Genomic DNA, 14,931 nt, shown 5'->3' with positions numbered 1-14,931 from the left:
GCCGAAACCAGAAGTGGATCCGACCGTGTCGCTCCAGCTCAGCGTCGACCGCAGCAGCCCGGTCCCGCTCTACTTCCAGCTGTCGCAGCAATTGGAGGCCGCGATCGAGCACGGCGCGCTGACCCCGGGCAGCCTGCTGGGCAACGAGATCGAGCTGGCCGCCCGCCTCGGCCTGTCCCGTCCCACGGTCCGCCAGGCCATCCAGTCCCTCGTCGACAAGGGGCTCCTCGTCCGCCGCCGCGGCGTGGGCACACAGGTCGTCCACAGCCAGGTCAAGCGGCCCCTGGAGCTCAGCAGCCTCTACGACGACCTGGAGGCCGCCGGCCAGCGCCCCGAGACCCGGGTCCTGCTCAACACCACCGTCCCCGCCTCCGCCGAGGTCGCCGCCGCCCTCGCCGTCGCCGAGGGCGGGGAGGTCCACCGCATCGAGCGACTCCGTCTGGCCCACGGCGAGCCCATGGCCGCCCTGTGCAACTACATCCCGACCGGCCTCCTGGACCTCGACTCGCCCCAGCTGGAGTCGACGGGCCTCTACCGCCTGATGCGCTCCGCGGGCATCACCCTGCACAGCGCCCGCCAGACCATCGGCGCGAGATCGGCCACACCGGAGGAAGCCGAACGCCTGACCGAACCCGACGGCGCCCCCCTCCTGACCATGCAACGCACCACCTTCGACGACACGGGCAGAGCGGTCGAATACGGCACCCACGTCTACCGAGCCTCCCGCTACTCGTTCGACTTCCAGCTGCTGGTGAGGGCGTAGCCGGCTTTCCGCCCGCCCGCCCGCTCGACGGCGGCGCAGCCGCCGAAAGAGGGGCGCGGGGAACTGCGCGACCAGTCCCCACCGGACCCGCACCCGAAAAACAACCCATGGCACCCCCAGCCCCCACGCCGCACCAAGCGGAGCGCTAAGGCAGAATCGGCCCGATGAGCACTTACCGCGACTTCACCCACCGCGGCTCCGCGCGGGCCACCGTCCTGCGTACCGTCGGCACGCGCGAGCGCCGCTCGCACCTGACGGCGCCCCGCGTCCCCACCGTCGGCATCGACATCGGCGGTACGAAGGTGATGGCGGGCGTCGTGGACGCCGACGGCAACATTCTGGAGAAGCTCCGCACGGAGACCCCGGACAAGTCCAAGAGCCCCCAGGTCGTCGAGGACACGATCGTGGAGCTGGTCCTGGACCTCTCCGACCGGCACGACGTGCACGCCGTCGGCATCGGCGCCGCCGGCTGGGTCGACGCGGACCGCAACCGCGTGCTGTTCGCCCCGCACCTGTCCTGGCGCAACGAACCGCTGCGCGACCGGCTCGCCGGCCGTCTCGCCGTGCCCGTGCTGGTCGACAACGACGCCAACGCCGCCGCCTGGGCCGAGTGGCGCTTCGGTGCCGGCCGTGACGAGGACCACCTGGTCATGATCACGCTCGGCACCGGTATCGGCGGCGCGATCCTGGAGGACGGCCAGGTCAAGCGCGGCAAGTTCGGGGTCGCCGGAGAGTTCGGCCATATGCAGGTCGTGCCCGGCGGACACCGCTGCCCGTGCGGCAACCGCGGCTGCTGGGAGCAGTACAGCTCCGGGAACGCGCTGGTCAGAGAGGCCCGCGAGCTGGCCGCGGCGGACTCCCCGGTCGCGTACGGGATCATCGAGCACGTCAAGGGCAACATCGGCGACATCACCGGGCCGATGATCACCGAACTGGCCCGTGAGGGCGACGCGATGTGCATCGAGCTGCTCCAGGACATCGGCCAGTGGCTCGGCGTCGGCATCGCCAACCTCGCCGCCGCCCTCGACCCGTCCTGCTTCGTCATCGGCGGCGGTGTCTCGGCCGCCGACGACCTCCTCATCGGCCCCGCCCGCGACGCCTTCCGCCGCCACCTCACCGGCCGCGGCTACCGCCCCGAGGCCCGTATCGCCCGCGCCCAGCTCGGCCCCGAGGCCGGCATGGTGGGCGCCGCCGACCTGGCCCGTCTCGTCGCCCGCCGCTTCCGCCGCGCCAACCGCCGCCGGGTCGAGCGCTACGAACGGTACGCGCGGTACGTGGAGGCCCGCCGCACCACCCAGGACTCCGCATGACCGCCTCCGTGCCCCGCCAGGGCACCTCACCCGAGGAACCCGAGCAGCCCGCCGAGGACCGCCGCCACAAGATCCGCCGGCGCGCGCTCACCCTGGCGATCATCGTGCTGCTCATCGGCGTCCCCGCCGGCTATCTGGTGATCTCCGCGAACCAGAGCCGGGACAGCGGCAAGGACAAGGAGGAGAAGTACTCGGCGACCGGCCTCACCGCGCACTGGCCCTCCCGGCTCCAGCAGCGCCTCTACGACGTCCCGGTCCCGCCGTACTCGAAGCACCTCGCGTACTACGAGACGAACAACTGGCGGACCAGCCGTCTGTACGTGCAGTTCTACACGAGCAACGAGGGCCTCGAACGCTTCCTCGACCAGATCGGCACCAGCACGGCGGCGCTGAAGAAGGGCGAGCTGGCCGTCCACGCCCGCGACCGGCGGATCGTCGGCTGGGACTTCAGCGGCCCCGGCCCCTGGTACGGCCTCGTCAACAAACGGAAGAGTCCCGCGCCCACCCACGACATCGTCGTGAACCGGTCCAACCCGGACCATCCGATGGTGTACGTGGTGTCCCGAACTGTGCCCTGACCTGCGCGTATCCGGGCCCGTGCGGGCTCGCGCACGGTCGGCGGGACCGATTGTCAGACCCCGCCCGTAGAGTCGGAGACAGCTGATCGGAGCCGGAGACGGCTCATCCGACCATGGGCGGGGAGGTGACCGGACGCATGCGGGACACGGCTGTTCCCGAGGCCGGCACGGCTGTTCCTGAGGCCGACATGGCCGTTCACGGTGCCGTCACGGCCGTGCCCGCGATGACACCGGCCGCCACCGATCCCCTGACCGTCCCGGTGCGGCTGGCCGCCGTCTTCCTTCCGGCGCCCCTGCCCCGCCACGGCCGGGTCGCCTTCTGGGACCCGGACAGCGACAAACCACCGCCCGGCACCCCCGAGGACCTCACCGTCGTCCGACGGCACGGCGCCACCGGCGTCCGCAGAGGCACCGCCCCCGCCCTGTCCCTGCCCGTCGCCGCGGCCCTGCCCCTGCTCGCGCGGGCCCGCCGCGACCCCGCCGCCCACCCCGCCACGGCCTGCTGGGGCGCCGCCGCCCTGCACGCGCTGCGGCTCGTCGCCCGGGGACGCCTGCTGCCGGGGCTCACGGCCGACGGGTTCGACGCCTGGCGGGCCGGACCGCTCGACCCGGACGACATCGCCCACCTCAGGGCCGTCGCCGCGGCCCTGCCGTATGAGGGCCACGCCGTTCCGCTGCCCGGCAAGGGCCCTCTCCGGCTGCCCGAACCGGAAGCGCTGGTGCGGTCCTTCCTGGACGCCGTGGCCGACACCCTGCCCCGCGGCCCGGCCGCGCCGTACGTCTCCGGCAAGCCCTTCGCGGCGAGCACCGGCCAGCGGCTTCCCGGCGCCCGCGACTGGGCCGCCGAGGTCGCCGCCGGCATGGACGCGGGCGTACGGATCTCCCTGCGCCTCGACCTGTCGGCGTACGACCTGTTCGACGACAGCGAAGGGGGCCGCCGGGCCGGCGCGGCCGTCGTCCAGGTGCACAGCCTCGCCGACCCCACGCTGGTCGTCGACGCGGCGGCGCTGTGGGCGGGCGACGCGGACGAGGCGTTCGGGCCCCGCGCCCGGGTGGACGCCGCCCTCGCCGTGCGCCGCGCGGCCCGCGTCTGGCCGCCCCTGGACCGGCTCGCCGACCAGGACGTCCCCGACGTCCTCGCGCTCTCCGAGGACGAGCTGTCCGACCTCCTCGGCGTGGCCGCGACCCGGCTGGCCGCGGCCGGGGTCGCCGTGCACTGGCCCCGCGACCTCGCCCAGGACCTGAGCGTCCGGGCCGAGGTGCGCCCGGCGCCCGGCTCGGCCACGGACGGCACCGGCTTCTTCGAGAGCGAGGAACTGCTGAGCTTCCGCTGGCAGTTGGCGCTCGGCGGCGACCCGCTCACCGACGCCGAGATGGACGCCCTGGCCGAGGCGCACCGCCCGGTCGTCCGTCTGCGTGACCAGTGGGTCCTCGTGGACCCGGCTCTCGTCCGCAAGGCCCGCCGGCGCGAACTGGGCCTGCTGGACCCGGTGGACGCCCTGTCCGCGGCCCTGACCGGCACGGCCGACGTGGACGGCGAGACCGTGGAGGCGGTCCCGGTGGGCGCGTTGGCCGCGCTCCGCGACCGACTGACGGCCGGCGTCGGCCCGGTCGACCCGCCCCGGGGCCTCGCGGCCACCCTCCGCGACTACCAACTCCGGGGCCTTGCCTGGCTGGACCTCATGACCTCCCTCGGCCTCGGCGGCTGTCTCGCCGACGACATGGGCCTCGGCAAGACCATCACCGTCATCGCCCTGCATCTGCGCCGGGCCCGCCCCGAGCCCACCCTCGTCGTCTGCCCCGCCTCCCTGCTGGGCAACTGGCAGCGCGAGATCACCCGCTTCGCCCCCGGCGTGCCCGTCCGCCGCTTCCACGGCCCCGACCGCTCCCTGGACGACCTCGGCCCCGGCTTCGTCCTCACCACGTACGGCACCATGCGCTCGACGGCGACCCAACTCGCCGAGCAGCGATGGGGGATGGTCGTCGCCGACGAGGCCCAGCACGTCAAGAACCCCTACTCGGCGACGGCGAAGGCCCTGCGCACGATCCCGACGCCCGCCCGGGTCGCCCTCACCGGCACCCCGGTCGAGAACAACCTCTCCGAGCTGTGGGCGCTCCTCGACTGGACCACCCCCGGCCTCCTCGGCCCCCTCAAGTCCTTCCGCGCCCGTCACGCCCGCGCCGTGGAGAACGGCGAGGACGAGGAGGCCGTGACCCGACTCGCCCGGCTGGTCCGCCCCTTCCTGCTCCGCCGCAAGAAGTCCGACCCCGGTATCGTTCCCGAGCTGCCGCCGAAGACCGAGACCGACCACCCCGTCCCGCTCACCCGTGAACAGGCCGCGCTCTACGAGGCCGTCGTCCGCGAGTCGCTGCTGGCCATCGAGACGGCGGAGGGCATCGCCCGCCGGGGCCTGGTCCTGAAACTGCTGGGCGCCCTCAAACAGATCTGCGACCACCCGGCGCTGTATCTGAAGGAGGAAGCCGCCGGCCACGGAGACCGCCTCTCCGCCCGCTCCGGCAAACTCGCCCTCCTGGACGAGCTGGTGGACACCCTGCTCTCCGAGGACGGCTCGGCCCTGGTCTTCACCCAGTACGTCGGCATGGCCCGCCTGATCACCGCACACCTGGCCGCCCGCGCGATCCCCGTCGAACTGCTCCACGGCGGCACCCCCGTCAAGGACCGCGAGGAGATGGTGGACCGTTTCCAGAGCGGGGCGACCCCCGTCCTGGTGCTCTCCCTCAAGGCGGCCGGCACCGGCCTGAACCTCACCCGCGCCGGCCATGTCATCCACTTCGACCGCTGGTGGAACCCCGCCGTCGAGGAACAGGCCACCGACCGTGCCTACCGCATCGGCCAGACCCAGCCCGTCCAGGTCCACCGCCTCATCACCGAGGGCACCATCGAGGACCGCATCGCCGAGATGCTCGAAGCGAAGCGGGCCCTCTCCGACGCCATCCTCGGCTCCGGCGAGGCGGCCCTCACGGAACTGACCGACCGCGAACTGACCGACCTCGTCTCGCTGCGGAGGTCGACGTGAGCACCCCTGACCACCCCACCCCCCGCCCCGCGGACGCGGCCCGCCAGGCACTGCGCGCGGCCCGGGACCGGGCCCTGCGCGGCGACGACCAGGGAGAGACCGCGACGCCACCGACGCCGACCAGCGGGGGTGCGGCGACCGGCGGTGCCGAGGCGGCGCAGGGCAGTGCCTGGGAGGCGCCGGGCGTGGAGGGGACGAGCGACTCGGGCGGGGCCGGTGCGTCGGGCGGTGCCGGGGCCGGGCCCGGTGGGGCCGCTGGAAGGTCCGACCGTGGTGCTGGTGCTGGTGCTGGTGCTGGTGCTGGTGCCTCGGGCTCGGAGGGTGCTGCGTCCGGCGGAGCCCGTGGGGCCGGTCAGGCGCTGGGGCGCGGCGTGGAGATGACGTCCGGCCGTGGCAGTGCGGAGCCGCAGGGCCTCGGCGAGGAGTCGGAGAGCGGGGGTGCGGCCGCCGCGTCGGCCGGGAGTGAGGCCCAGGGGGCGCGGGGTGCCCGGCCCGGCGATGTGGCCCGGGCCGCGCTGTGGCGGGCAGCGGGCGCCAGGGCGGCGGCCTCGCCCGAGGAGCCGTCCGGGGAGCGCGCATCACGCACCCCCGAGGTCCCGCGCGCCGGTGGGACCGCCGCATCCGGCGGTGCCCGGCCCGGTGACATCGCCCGTGCCGCGCTGCGCGCCGCTCGGAGCGCGGCGGAGCGGGCCCGCGCGGAGGCCGAGGCGGAGACCAAGGCCAAGGCTGATGCCAAGGCCAAGGCTGATGCCAAGGCCAAGGCTGATGCCAAGGCCAGGACCGGTGCCGGGGCCAAGGCCACCGATGCCGATGCCGATGCCGGGGGAGCCGCGTCTGAGGCATCGGCAGCAGCGGGGGCAGCCGATGCCGGGCGCCGGGCTGTGCCGGCGCGCCGTTCTGCGGACCAGGCCCTGGGCCGCCGCAGAGGGAGGCAGGAAGGGAGCGGCCGCAGCGCTGACCGACGTGAGGGCGCTGACCGGAGGGAGGGGCCCCGCCCGGTCCGGGACGTACGCGCCTTGCTCGCCGGTGCCTTCGAGCTGCCCTCGGAGGCCGCTGAGTCGCCGCACGGCCTCACCGCCGCCGAGCCTCGGCAGGGCAGCTCCCGTGATACCGCGAGAGCCGAAGCCGAAGCTCGCACCCGAGGCGAAGCCGAAGCCGAAGCCGAAGGTCCCACCCGAGCCCAAGCCCGTACCCGAGCCGAAGCGCAAGCCCGAGCCGAAGGCGAGGCTTCCCTCGGCGACCGGGCTGTCGGCCCTGCGGTCGACCACCCCGCAGATGCCCGGTCCGGTGTCGGCGCCGCCACGCCCCGCGTCCCCAGCAGCATGGCCGCCCCTTCCCGTGACGGCGAACTCCGGCGTACCTTCCGGGCGTTTCCGCCCCGGACCTCGGGCGGGGAGGCGTTCGCGGAGAGCTGGTGGGGGAACGCGTGGGTGACCGCGTTGGAGGAGGGCGCCCTGGACGCGGCCCGTCTCGCACGGGGGCGGGCGTACGCCGACAAGGGTCACGTGGACGCGATCACGGTCACGCCGGGGCTGGTGCTGGCGTACGTCCACGGCAGCCGGCCCCGGCCCTACCGGGTGCAGGTCCGGCTGCGGACACTGGACGACGACGAGTGGGACCGTTTCCTGGACACGGCGGCCGAACGCCCCGCCGACATCGCCGCCCTGCTCGACAAGGAACTCCCGCAGTCCCTGGCCGGTGGTGCCACAACCGCATCCGCATCCGGCCGCCGGAGCCCTCGCGGGACGCGGCTGCTGCCCGGACCGGGGGAGTTGGAGCCCCACTGCAGTTGCCCGGACCGGGGGCACCCCTGCAAGCACGCGGCGGCGCTCTGCTATCAGACGGCGCGGCTGCTGGACGAGGACCCGTTCGTCCTGCTGCTTCTGCGGGGCCGGGGCGAGCGGGAGCTGCTCGACGCGCTGTCGCGGCGCAACGCCGCGCGGGCGGCGCGTGCCGCGCAGGAGCAGCGGCCCGCGGCGCTCCCCGGCGTCCGGGCGAGCGAGGCCCTCGCCCCGCGCACGCTTCCGCCGCTGCCCGCACCGCTGCCCCCGCCTCCGCACCCGGAGCAGCCCCCGGTGTATCCGGGGGCGCCGGGCGGCCCGGACCCGTTCGCGCTGGACCAGTTGGCCACCGACGCGGCGGCCCGGGCGCACGCGCTGCTCACCACCGGACGGGACCCGGTAGCCGAGCTGACGCTCTGGCAGGACGCGGTGCGGCTGGCCGCGGCCCGCCCCGGCTCCGGTCTGACCGCCACCACCCGCGCCCTGTACTCGTCGCTGGCCGCCGCCACCGGCCGCACCCCGGCCGACCTGGCCCGCGCGGTCGCCGCCTGGCGCCAGGGCGGCCTCGAAGGGCTTGCCGTCCTGGAGGAGCCGTGGGACCCGCCGGCGGGCCGCTTCGACCGTGCCCGCCCGCTGCTCCTCGCCGCCGACCTGCCGGCGTTCCGCCCCTGGCACAACCACCTCACCCACCCCTTGGGCCACGTCCAACTCCGCCTGGGCAGGGACGGCCTGTGGTACGCCTACGAGTCCGAACCGGGCCACGACGACTGGTGGCCGAGAGGCACACCCGACCTCGACCCGGTGGGAGCCCTGACGGGCCTGGGCTCGACCGACGACCACTGAACCCCCACGAATGAACCCCCACGAATGACCCCACGGACGCGGAGGCCCCCGCCCCCGACAGCGCGCCGGGGGCGCCCTGCAACGCACGACACGCTGGGAAGTTTGTTCGACGGATGGTCCGGTGTCGTGCCCCGTTCCCGCGCCCGTAGCGTGACCTGCGCTTCGGTGAAGACGGTGTGGAAGTTGCCCGTCGATGTTCGGGAGCCGCACGGGCGGATTCCGATCCCCGGGACAGAGCACCGAGGGCGGGACGTTAGCGTGTAGCGGTGAGTGAGACGACGACCCCTGCCCTCCAGTACCGCTTCGACGGGCCGGACGACGCCCCGGTCCTCATCCTCGGGCCCTCGCTCGGCACGACATGGCACATGTGGGACAGGCAGATCCCCGAACTGACCAAGCAGTGGCGGGTCTTCCGGTTCGACCTGCCGGGCCACGGCGGCGCGCCCGCCTACCCCGGCGGTTCGGTCTCCGAGCTGGCCGCCCGGCTGCTGGCCACGCTGGACGCGCTCGGCGTGCAGCGCTTCGGCTACGCGGGCTGCGCGCTCGGCGGCGCCATCGGCGCGGAGCTCGCGCTGCGCCACCCCGACCGCATCGCCTCGCTCGCGCTGATCGCCGCGTCGCCGCGCTTCGGCACGGCCGACGAGTTCCGCCAGCGCGGCGTGATCGTACGGACGAACGGCCTCGACCCGATCGCGCGTACGTCCCCGGAGCGCTGGTTCACCGCCGGGTTCGCGGCGGCGCAGCCCGCGATCACCGAGTGGGCCGTCCAGATGGTCCGCACCACCGACCCCGGCTGCTACATCGCCGCCTGCGAGGCCCTCGCCTCGTTCGACATCCGCGCCGAACTGGGCCGTATCGGTGTCCCCACCCTGGTCCTCGTCGGCTCCGACGACCAGGTCACCGGGCCCGCCGAGGCCCGTACGCTCGTCGCGGGCATCCCGGACGCCCGTCTCGCCGTCGTGCCCAGCGCCTCGCACCTGGTGCCCGTCGAGCAGCCCGCCGCGGTCACCGACCTCCTCGTCCGGCACTTCTCGACGGCCTGGCAGCCCGCGTACGACTCGACCACCGGTCAGATCGCCATCCCGGTGGCGCCCGCCAAGCCGGCCCTCGCGGTCGCCGTGCCGCAGCAGAGCGGCCCCGTCGCCGAGATCGCCCCGGCCGCGGTCCAGCCGGAGGCGACGGGCAGACCGGACCCGTACGACGCCGGGCTCAAGGTGCGCCGCGAGGTGCTCGGCGACGCGCACGTCGACCGGGCGCTGGCCACGGCGGACGAGTTCTCCGGGGACTTCCAGGAGTTCATCACCCGCTACGCGTGGGGCGAGATCTGGGACCGGCCGGGCCTCGACCGCCGCTCCCGCAGCTGCGTCACGCTCACCGCCCTCGTCGCCGGCGGACACCTCGACGAACTCGCCTTCCACACCCGGGCCGCCCTCCGCAACGGGCTCACCCCGAACGAGATCAAGGAAGTCCTCCTCCAGGCCGCCGTCTACTGCGGCGTCCCCGCCGCGAACAGCGCCTTCAAGGTCGCCCAGCAGATCATCCGGGAGGAGACCACCCCCGAGGAATGACCCCGGCGGCGGCCCGCACAGGCAGGGGACCTGACCCGTGAAACACCGGCCAGCGGGCCCTCGGGGGTCCCGCGGGGGCAGGATGGAGTCATGACCATGAAGCTCACGAAGAAGTCGCACGCCTGCGTCCGTCTGGAGAAGGGCGGACGCACGCTCGTCATCGACCCCGGCGGGTTCAGCGAGGAGGACGCGGCGGTCGGCGCGGACGCGGTCCTGGTCACGCACGAGCACCCCGACCACTTCGACGAGGGACGGCTGCGCGCGGCCCTTGAGGGCAACCCGGCCGCCGAGATATGGACCCTGCGCTCCGTCGCCGAGAAGATCTCCGCCGCGTTCCCCGGCCGGGTGCACACGGTCGGCCACGGCGACACGTTCACCGCCGCGGGCTTCGACATCCAGGTGCACGGCGAACTGCACGCCGTCATCCACCCGGACATCCCCCGCATCACCAACGTCGGCTACCTCGTCGACGGCGGCCGGGTCTTCCACCCCGGCGACGCCCTGACCGTGCCCGACCACGCCGTGGAGACGCTGATGCTCCCCGTGATGGCCCCCTGGAGCAAGATCTCCGAGGTCATCGACTATGTCCGCGAGGTCAAGCCGCAACGCGCCTACGACATCCACGACGCCCTCCTCACCGACCTGGCCCGCCCGATCTACGACCGCCAGATCGGCGCCCTCGGCGGCGCCGAGCACCTCCGCCTCGCCCCCGGCACCTCGGCGGACCTGTAGGGGGACCTGGGGCGGGGGACCGGGCGGGACGGCGTTGTCGGACCCGCCCGGTAAGTTGTGGGGCATGCGTATCGCCACCTGGAACGTGAACTCGATCACCGCCCGCCTCCCGCGGCTCCTCGCCTGGCTGGAGACCAGCGGTACGGACGTGCTGTGCCTCCAGGAGGCCAAGATCGCCGAGGACGCCTTCCCCTTCGAAGCGCTGCGCGAGAGGGGCTACGAGGCCGCGGTGCACGCCACCGGCCGGTGGAACGGCGTGGCGGTGATCTCCCGCGTCGGCCTGGAGGACGTCGTCAAGGGCCTGCCCGGCGACCCCGGCTACGACGGAGCCGTGGAGCCCCGCGCGATCTCCGCCACCTGCGGCCCGGTCCGCGTCTGGTCGGTGTACGTGCCGAACGGCCGCGAGGTCGACCACCCGCACTACGCGTACAAGCTCCAGTGGTTCGAGGCCCTCAAGGCCGCCGTCGCCGGCGACGCCGCCGGCAGCCGCCCCTTCGCCGTCATGGGCGACTACAACGTGGCCCCCACGGACGACGACGTGTTCGACGTCGCCGCCTTCGAGGGCGCCACCCATGTCACCCCCGCCGAGCGCGCCGCCCTCGCCTCCCTCCGCGAGGCCGGCCTCTCCGACATCGTCCCGCGCCCCCTCAAGTACGAGCACCCCTTCACGTACTGGGACTACCGCCAGCTGTGCTTCCCCAAGAACCGCGGCATGCGCATCGACCTGGTCTACGGCAACGAACCGTTCGGGAAGGCCGTGAAGGACGCCTACGTGGACCGCGAGGAGCGCAAGGGCAAGGGCGCCTCGGACCACGCGCCGGTGGTGGTGGACCTGGACGTGTAGCGGCCCCGGGACCGCCGCTCAGAGCAGCCGCAGATCCACCGACTCGGCCAGCGCGGCGAGCCCCGCCTCGCCCGGATGCAGATGGTCCCCGCTGTCGTACGCGGGAAGCATCCGCGCCGGCCGGTCGGGGTCGCGCAGCACCCGGTCGAAGTCCAGCACTCCGTCGAACGCGTCGTTGCCGCGGATCCACTCGTTGATCGCGACGCGGTGGGCGTCGGCGGCCGCCGTGCAGCGGGCCTCGCCCTCGCAGGGCGCGATCGTCGCCACCAGCATCCGCAGACCGCGTGCGTGGCCCCGGGCGGCGATCTCCCGCAGCCCGTCGACGACCTGGTCCGCGGTGCCGCCCCAGCGGACGTCGTTCACGCCCTGGAAGACGACGGCGGTACGGGCGGACGTCTGGGCGAGGACATCACGGTCGAAGCGGTGGAGGGCGCTGACCCCGCCCGTGTCGGTGGAGACACCGTCGCCCGGATAGCGGTCGGTGACGACCCGGTTCGCGGAGATCCCCTGATTGAGGACCCCGTAGCGGGGGACCTGGTCCTGCTGCCGCAGCCGGTCCGCCAGGACGTCCGGCCAGCGGCGGTTCGCGCCCACCGTCGTCCGCTCCCCGTCGGTGATCGAGTCGCCGAGGAGAACGACCGACCCCGGCCCGCCTCCCACGTCGACGCCCGTCAGCAGCGGCCAGGTCGTGATCGTCGACGTGTAGGGCGCCGCCGAGCCGTCGCCCGCGTGATCGCCCGGCTCGCTGACGTACGAGGTCTGCTGGGCCAGCCGGTGCACGGGCGCGGCAGGCACCGTGCCCGGCAGATGGAAGCTGACCAGCAGATCCGTGTCCGGCGGCACCTCGAAGCCCAGCGGATCACTGAACGCCTGCGCGCCCGCCGGGATCTCGGTGCCCGCCCGGCCCTCGAACGACAGCGGAACCGGAGCCCCGAGGGCGGCGGCCCCCTCCGCCCGCAGGGCCACCGTCGCGCTGCCGACCCGTACCGGCGCCGACGCGAACGTGTTGTCGAGCCGGATCCGCACCCGGGGCCCGCCCGCCGAGGTGTGCACGACCAGGCGAAGGGTGCGGTCGGTCCAGGTGCCGACGGCGGTGTAGCCGGAGGTGGAGGCCGCCCAACTGCCGGTCCAGCCCCGTGACTCGGGCCGCACCGACAGGGCGAACACATGGAGGTCCCGGTCGCGCGGCAGCGTCACGGAAGCCACCTGGCGGCCCCGCACCAGGGGCACGGTGACGACGTACAGCCGTGCCTTCTCGGCGAGTTGACCGCCGGGCGTGTTGATGTGGGGGAGGGCGACGGCCTTGGTGGCGAGCGGGCCGGTGCGCCAGTCGGGGGCGGTCAGCCGGTACGTGGACCGGGTGCCGCCTGTGTAGCGGACCGTCCCGGTGCCGCTCGCGTCGGCGCCGCCCGTCGCGGCGACCAGGAAGGCGAGGACGTCGCCCCGGCCCCGTACCCGCACGGACTGGCCGTCGGCCCGTACGTTGTCCACCTCCCCCGGGTCGCGGTCCGGCCAGGTCAGGCGGGCGCCCTGGACGGTCAGCACACCGCCCGGGGTCCAGCCGGCCGCCGTCAGGTCCCGTGCCGAGAGCGAACCGCCCGAGCCGTCGAAGTCGGCCTCACCGGGCCGGGCGTCGTCACTGACCGCCCGGTTGTCGAACAGCCGCGCAAGCGGGACCGGCTCGCCCGCCCCGCCGGCGGCGGCACGGGCCGAGGCGACGGGGGCGACCCCCGCCAACAGGCCCAGTACGACAGCCGTTCCCCAGACGCGTCGGCGCACGCGCGACCCTCCCGTTCCCCTGATGACGACGGATGCGCCACGAAACTAAAGAGGCGTCAGGGACCCGTCAATGAGGCTGGCGCGAACCGGGCGCGAACTCCGGGCGAACAGGCGATTTCCGCGCGCCTGTGGTGCGAAGGGCGGTGCGAATGACACGCTGACCGCATGAACATCCCTTTCCTGGGCAACTGGCGCAAGAAGCGTGGTCCAGCCCTGGGAGTCGCGGTGATATCCGCCGGCGAGGGCGAGGGGGACGACAACGGTCAGGAACGCCACGAGCGCATCGCCGAACTCCTCTCCGAATGCGAGCTGCTGCGCGCGCAGGCGCACCATGCAGGGGTCGAACTCGACGACTCGGCCGACTCGTTGGAGGCACTGGACCAGCTGGTGCCGCGCTGGCGCGACGACGAGGAGACCGCCACCTGGCTGGGCAACGACGCAGGGCTCTACCTCGGAACCGTCGTCGTCCGCACCGTCCCGGGCGCCCGCTGGGAGATCTGGCCCAATGGCCAACCCGTGGTGCGGCTGGCCTCCGGACGGGAGATCCACGTGGTCGAGGCCGGACACGAATGGGCCGACAACGGCGTACCGGAGCTGTCGCAGCTGTACGCCGAGATCGCGGAGGGGTGAGCCACCCAGGAGATCGGGGCAGCCCGGCATCGGGCGGCGGGATGGCGAGGCCGACCCCGGCCCGTGCCTGACAATACGGCTAATCCCCGACGGTGCGTGTCGCGTATGGAGCCACCTTGCGTGCGGATAGTTTGCGGCACCTGCGACACGACACGGCCGAGAGCGAACAGGGCGGGCAGTGCATGGCTGTCGATCCGCTGATCGAACTGCATGGTGTGAACAAATACTTCGGGGAGCTGCATGTCCTCCAGGACATCGAGCTCACCGTCGGCAGGGGGGAGGTGGTCGTGGTCATCGGCCCCTCGGGGTCGGGGAAGTCGACGCTCTGCCGGGCCATCAACCGGCTGGAGGCCATCCACTCCGGGGAGATCCTGCTCGACGGGCAGCCGCTGCCCGCGGAGGGCAAGGCCCTCGCGGCGCTCCGCGCGGACGTCGGCATGGTCTTCCAGTCCTTCAACCTCTTCGCGCACAAGACGGTCCTGCAGAACGTGTCGCTCGGTCAGATCAAGGTGCGGAAAAGGAAGAAGGAGGACGCCGACGAGCGCTCCCGCACCCTCCTCGACCGGGTCGGCCTGGCCGATCAGGCACCGAAGTACCCGGCACAGCTGTCGGGCGGCCAGCAGCAGCGTGTGGCGATCGCGCGGGCGCTGGCGATGGAACCGAAGGTCATGCTCTTCGACGAGCCCACCTCCGCCCTCGACCCCGAAATGATCAACGAAGTCCTCGAAGTCATGCAGCAGTTGGCACGCGAGGGGATGACCATGGTGGTCGTCACCCACGAGATGGGCTTCGCCCGATCCGCCGCCAATCGTGTCGTCTTCATGTCCGACGGGCGCATCGTCGAGGACCGCACGCCCGACGAGTTCTTCACGAATCCGAACAGCGACCGCGCCAAGGACTTCCTCTCCAAGATCCTCAAGCACTGACCGCCGCTGGACCGGGCGCGGGCCTCGACTACGATGAGCGGTTCCTCCACTTGGGGGTGACCGAGGCCGAGGACTCCATCCCGGTCGCGCAAGGGGACGCTGCTGCCAGGCGCGCAGTAGCCAGGGGCCAGGCCCGCCC

12 protein-coding genes are annotated in these 14,931 nt (G+C 73.6%); 10 read left to right on the top strand and 2 right to left on the bottom strand.

The window, feature by feature from the left end; translation table 11 throughout:
* Positions 1-25: 25 nt before the first annotated feature.
* The 4 genes from M8J73_RS05905 to M8J73_RS05890 all read left to right on the top strand — a co-directional run bounded on the left by M8J73_RS05905 (position 26) and on the right by M8J73_RS05890 (position 5,689).
* The gene (locus M8J73_RS05905; RefSeq protein WP_206187805.1) at positions 26-763 is read left to right on the top strand and encodes a GntR family transcriptional regulator; all 738 of its coding nucleotides are present in this window, start codon (positions 26-28) and stop codon (positions 761-763) included.
* A 164-nt stretch (positions 764-927) separates the two neighbouring features.
* Complete coding sequence (locus M8J73_RS05900; RefSeq protein ID WP_055538063.1) at positions 928-2,073, top strand: ROK family glucokinase; 1,146 nt, start codon at positions 928-930, stop codon at positions 2,071-2,073.
* Positions 2,070-2,651: a hypothetical protein gene (locus tag M8J73_RS05895; RefSeq protein WP_055538062.1), complete on the top strand. Its 582-nt coding sequence runs from the start codon at positions 2,070-2,072 to the stop codon at positions 2,649-2,651. Before M8J73_RS05900 ends, M8J73_RS05895 begins: the two co-directional genes overlap by 4 nt.
* A 137-nt stretch (positions 2,652-2,788) precedes the next feature.
* Entirely contained in the window at positions 2,789-5,689 is a 2,901-nt protein-coding gene (locus M8J73_RS05890) for an SCO1167/SCO6262 family helicase (protein ID WP_372503904.1), read from the top strand.
* A 352-nt stretch (positions 5,690-6,041) separates the two neighbouring features.
* Here the strand turns inward: M8J73_RS05890 and M8J73_RS45190 are convergent, their stop codons facing one another.
* Entirely contained in the window at positions 6,042-6,275 is a 234-nt protein-coding gene (locus M8J73_RS45190; protein ID WP_249828341.1) for a hypothetical protein, read from the bottom strand.
* Between M8J73_RS45190 and M8J73_RS05880 the strand changes: the two genes are divergently transcribed.
* The 4 genes from M8J73_RS05880 to M8J73_RS05865 all read left to right on the top strand — a co-directional run bounded on the left by M8J73_RS05880 (position 6,190) and on the right by M8J73_RS05865 (position 11,457).
* Complete coding sequence (locus M8J73_RS05880) at positions 6,190-8,313, top strand: SWIM zinc finger family protein (RefSeq protein ID WP_274757593.1); 2,124 nt, start codon at positions 6,190-6,192, stop codon at positions 8,311-8,313. The two genes, M8J73_RS45190 and M8J73_RS05880, sit on opposite strands and share 86 nt — an antisense overlap.
* Before the next feature lie 266 nt (positions 8,314-8,579).
* Positions 8,580-9,881, top strand: a complete 1,302-nt coding sequence (gene pcaDC / locus M8J73_RS05875) for a bifunctional 3-oxoadipate enol-lactonase/4-carboxymuconolactone decarboxylase PcaDC (RefSeq protein WP_055540250.1) — start codon at positions 8,580-8,582, stop codon at positions 9,879-9,881.
* A 96-nt stretch (positions 9,882-9,977) separates the two neighbouring features.
* A complete protein-coding gene (locus tag M8J73_RS05870; RefSeq protein WP_099968192.1) occupies positions 9,978-10,613 on the top strand; it encodes an MBL fold metallo-hydrolase in 636 nt (211 codons plus the stop codon).
* A 64-nt stretch (positions 10,614-10,677) separates the two neighbouring features.
* The gene (locus M8J73_RS05865) at positions 10,678-11,457 is read left to right on the top strand and encodes an exodeoxyribonuclease III (RefSeq protein ID WP_249828318.1); all 780 of its coding nucleotides are present in this window, start codon (positions 10,678-10,680) and stop codon (positions 11,455-11,457) included.
* Between the two features lie 18 nt (positions 11,458-11,475).
* Here the strand turns inward: M8J73_RS05865 and M8J73_RS05860 are convergent, their stop codons facing one another.
* Positions 11,476-13,236, bottom strand: a complete 1,761-nt coding sequence (locus tag M8J73_RS05860) for an SGNH/GDSL hydrolase family protein (protein ID WP_249828317.1) — start codon at positions 13,234-13,236, stop codon at positions 11,476-11,478.
* Positions 13,237-13,401: 165 nt separating this feature from the next.
* On the opposite strand from M8J73_RS05860, the gene M8J73_RS05855 reads away from it, so the two are divergent.
* Positions 13,402-13,866 carry a DUF6278 family protein gene (locus M8J73_RS05855; RefSeq protein WP_055539067.1) on the top strand — a complete coding sequence of 155 codons (465 nt, stop codon included), beginning with the start codon at positions 13,402-13,404 and terminating at the stop codon, positions 13,864-13,866.
* A gap of 182 nt (positions 13,867-14,048) precedes the next feature.
* Positions 14,049-14,792, top strand: a complete 744-nt coding sequence (locus M8J73_RS05850; RefSeq protein ID WP_055539068.1) for an amino acid ABC transporter ATP-binding protein — start codon at positions 14,049-14,051, stop codon at positions 14,790-14,792.
* Positions 14,793-14,931 lie beyond the last annotated feature (139 nt).

The sequence above is a fragment of the Streptomyces neyagawaensis genome (genome assembly GCF_023516595.1).
GTDB classification, from domain to species: domain Bacteria; phylum Actinomycetota; class Actinomycetes; order Streptomycetales; family Streptomycetaceae; genus Streptomyces; species Streptomyces neyagawaensis.
Note: the sequence above shows the minus strand (reverse complement) of the source record. Positions and strands in the feature narration are given on the sequence as shown.

What these genes read in the sequence shown, in the direction of transcription:
- M8J73_RS05850 (WP_055539068.1), top strand. Translation starts at nt 14,049, where the DNA reads ATGGCTGTCGATCCGCTGATCGAACTGCATGGTGTGAACAAATACTTC.
- M8J73_RS05895 (WP_055538062.1), top strand. Translation starts at nt 2,070, where the DNA reads ATGACCGCCTCCGTGCCCCGCCAGGGCACCTCACCCGAGGAACCCGAG.
- M8J73_RS05890 (WP_372503904.1), top strand. Translation starts at nt 2,789, where the DNA reads ATGCGGGACACGGCTGTTCCCGAGGCCGGCACGGCTGTTCCTGAGGCC.
- M8J73_RS05900 (WP_055538063.1), top strand. Translation starts at nt 928, where the DNA reads ATGAGCACTTACCGCGACTTCACCCACCGCGGCTCCGCGCGGGCCACC.
- M8J73_RS05865 (WP_249828318.1), top strand. Translation starts at nt 10,678, where the DNA reads ATGCGTATCGCCACCTGGAACGTGAACTCGATCACCGCCCGCCTCCCG.
- M8J73_RS05870 (WP_099968192.1), top strand. Translation starts at nt 9,978, where the DNA reads ATGAAGCTCACGAAGAAGTCGCACGCCTGCGTCCGTCTGGAGAAGGGC.
- M8J73_RS05855 (WP_055539067.1), top strand. Translation starts at nt 13,402, where the DNA reads ATGAACATCCCTTTCCTGGGCAACTGGCGCAAGAAGCGTGGTCCAGCC.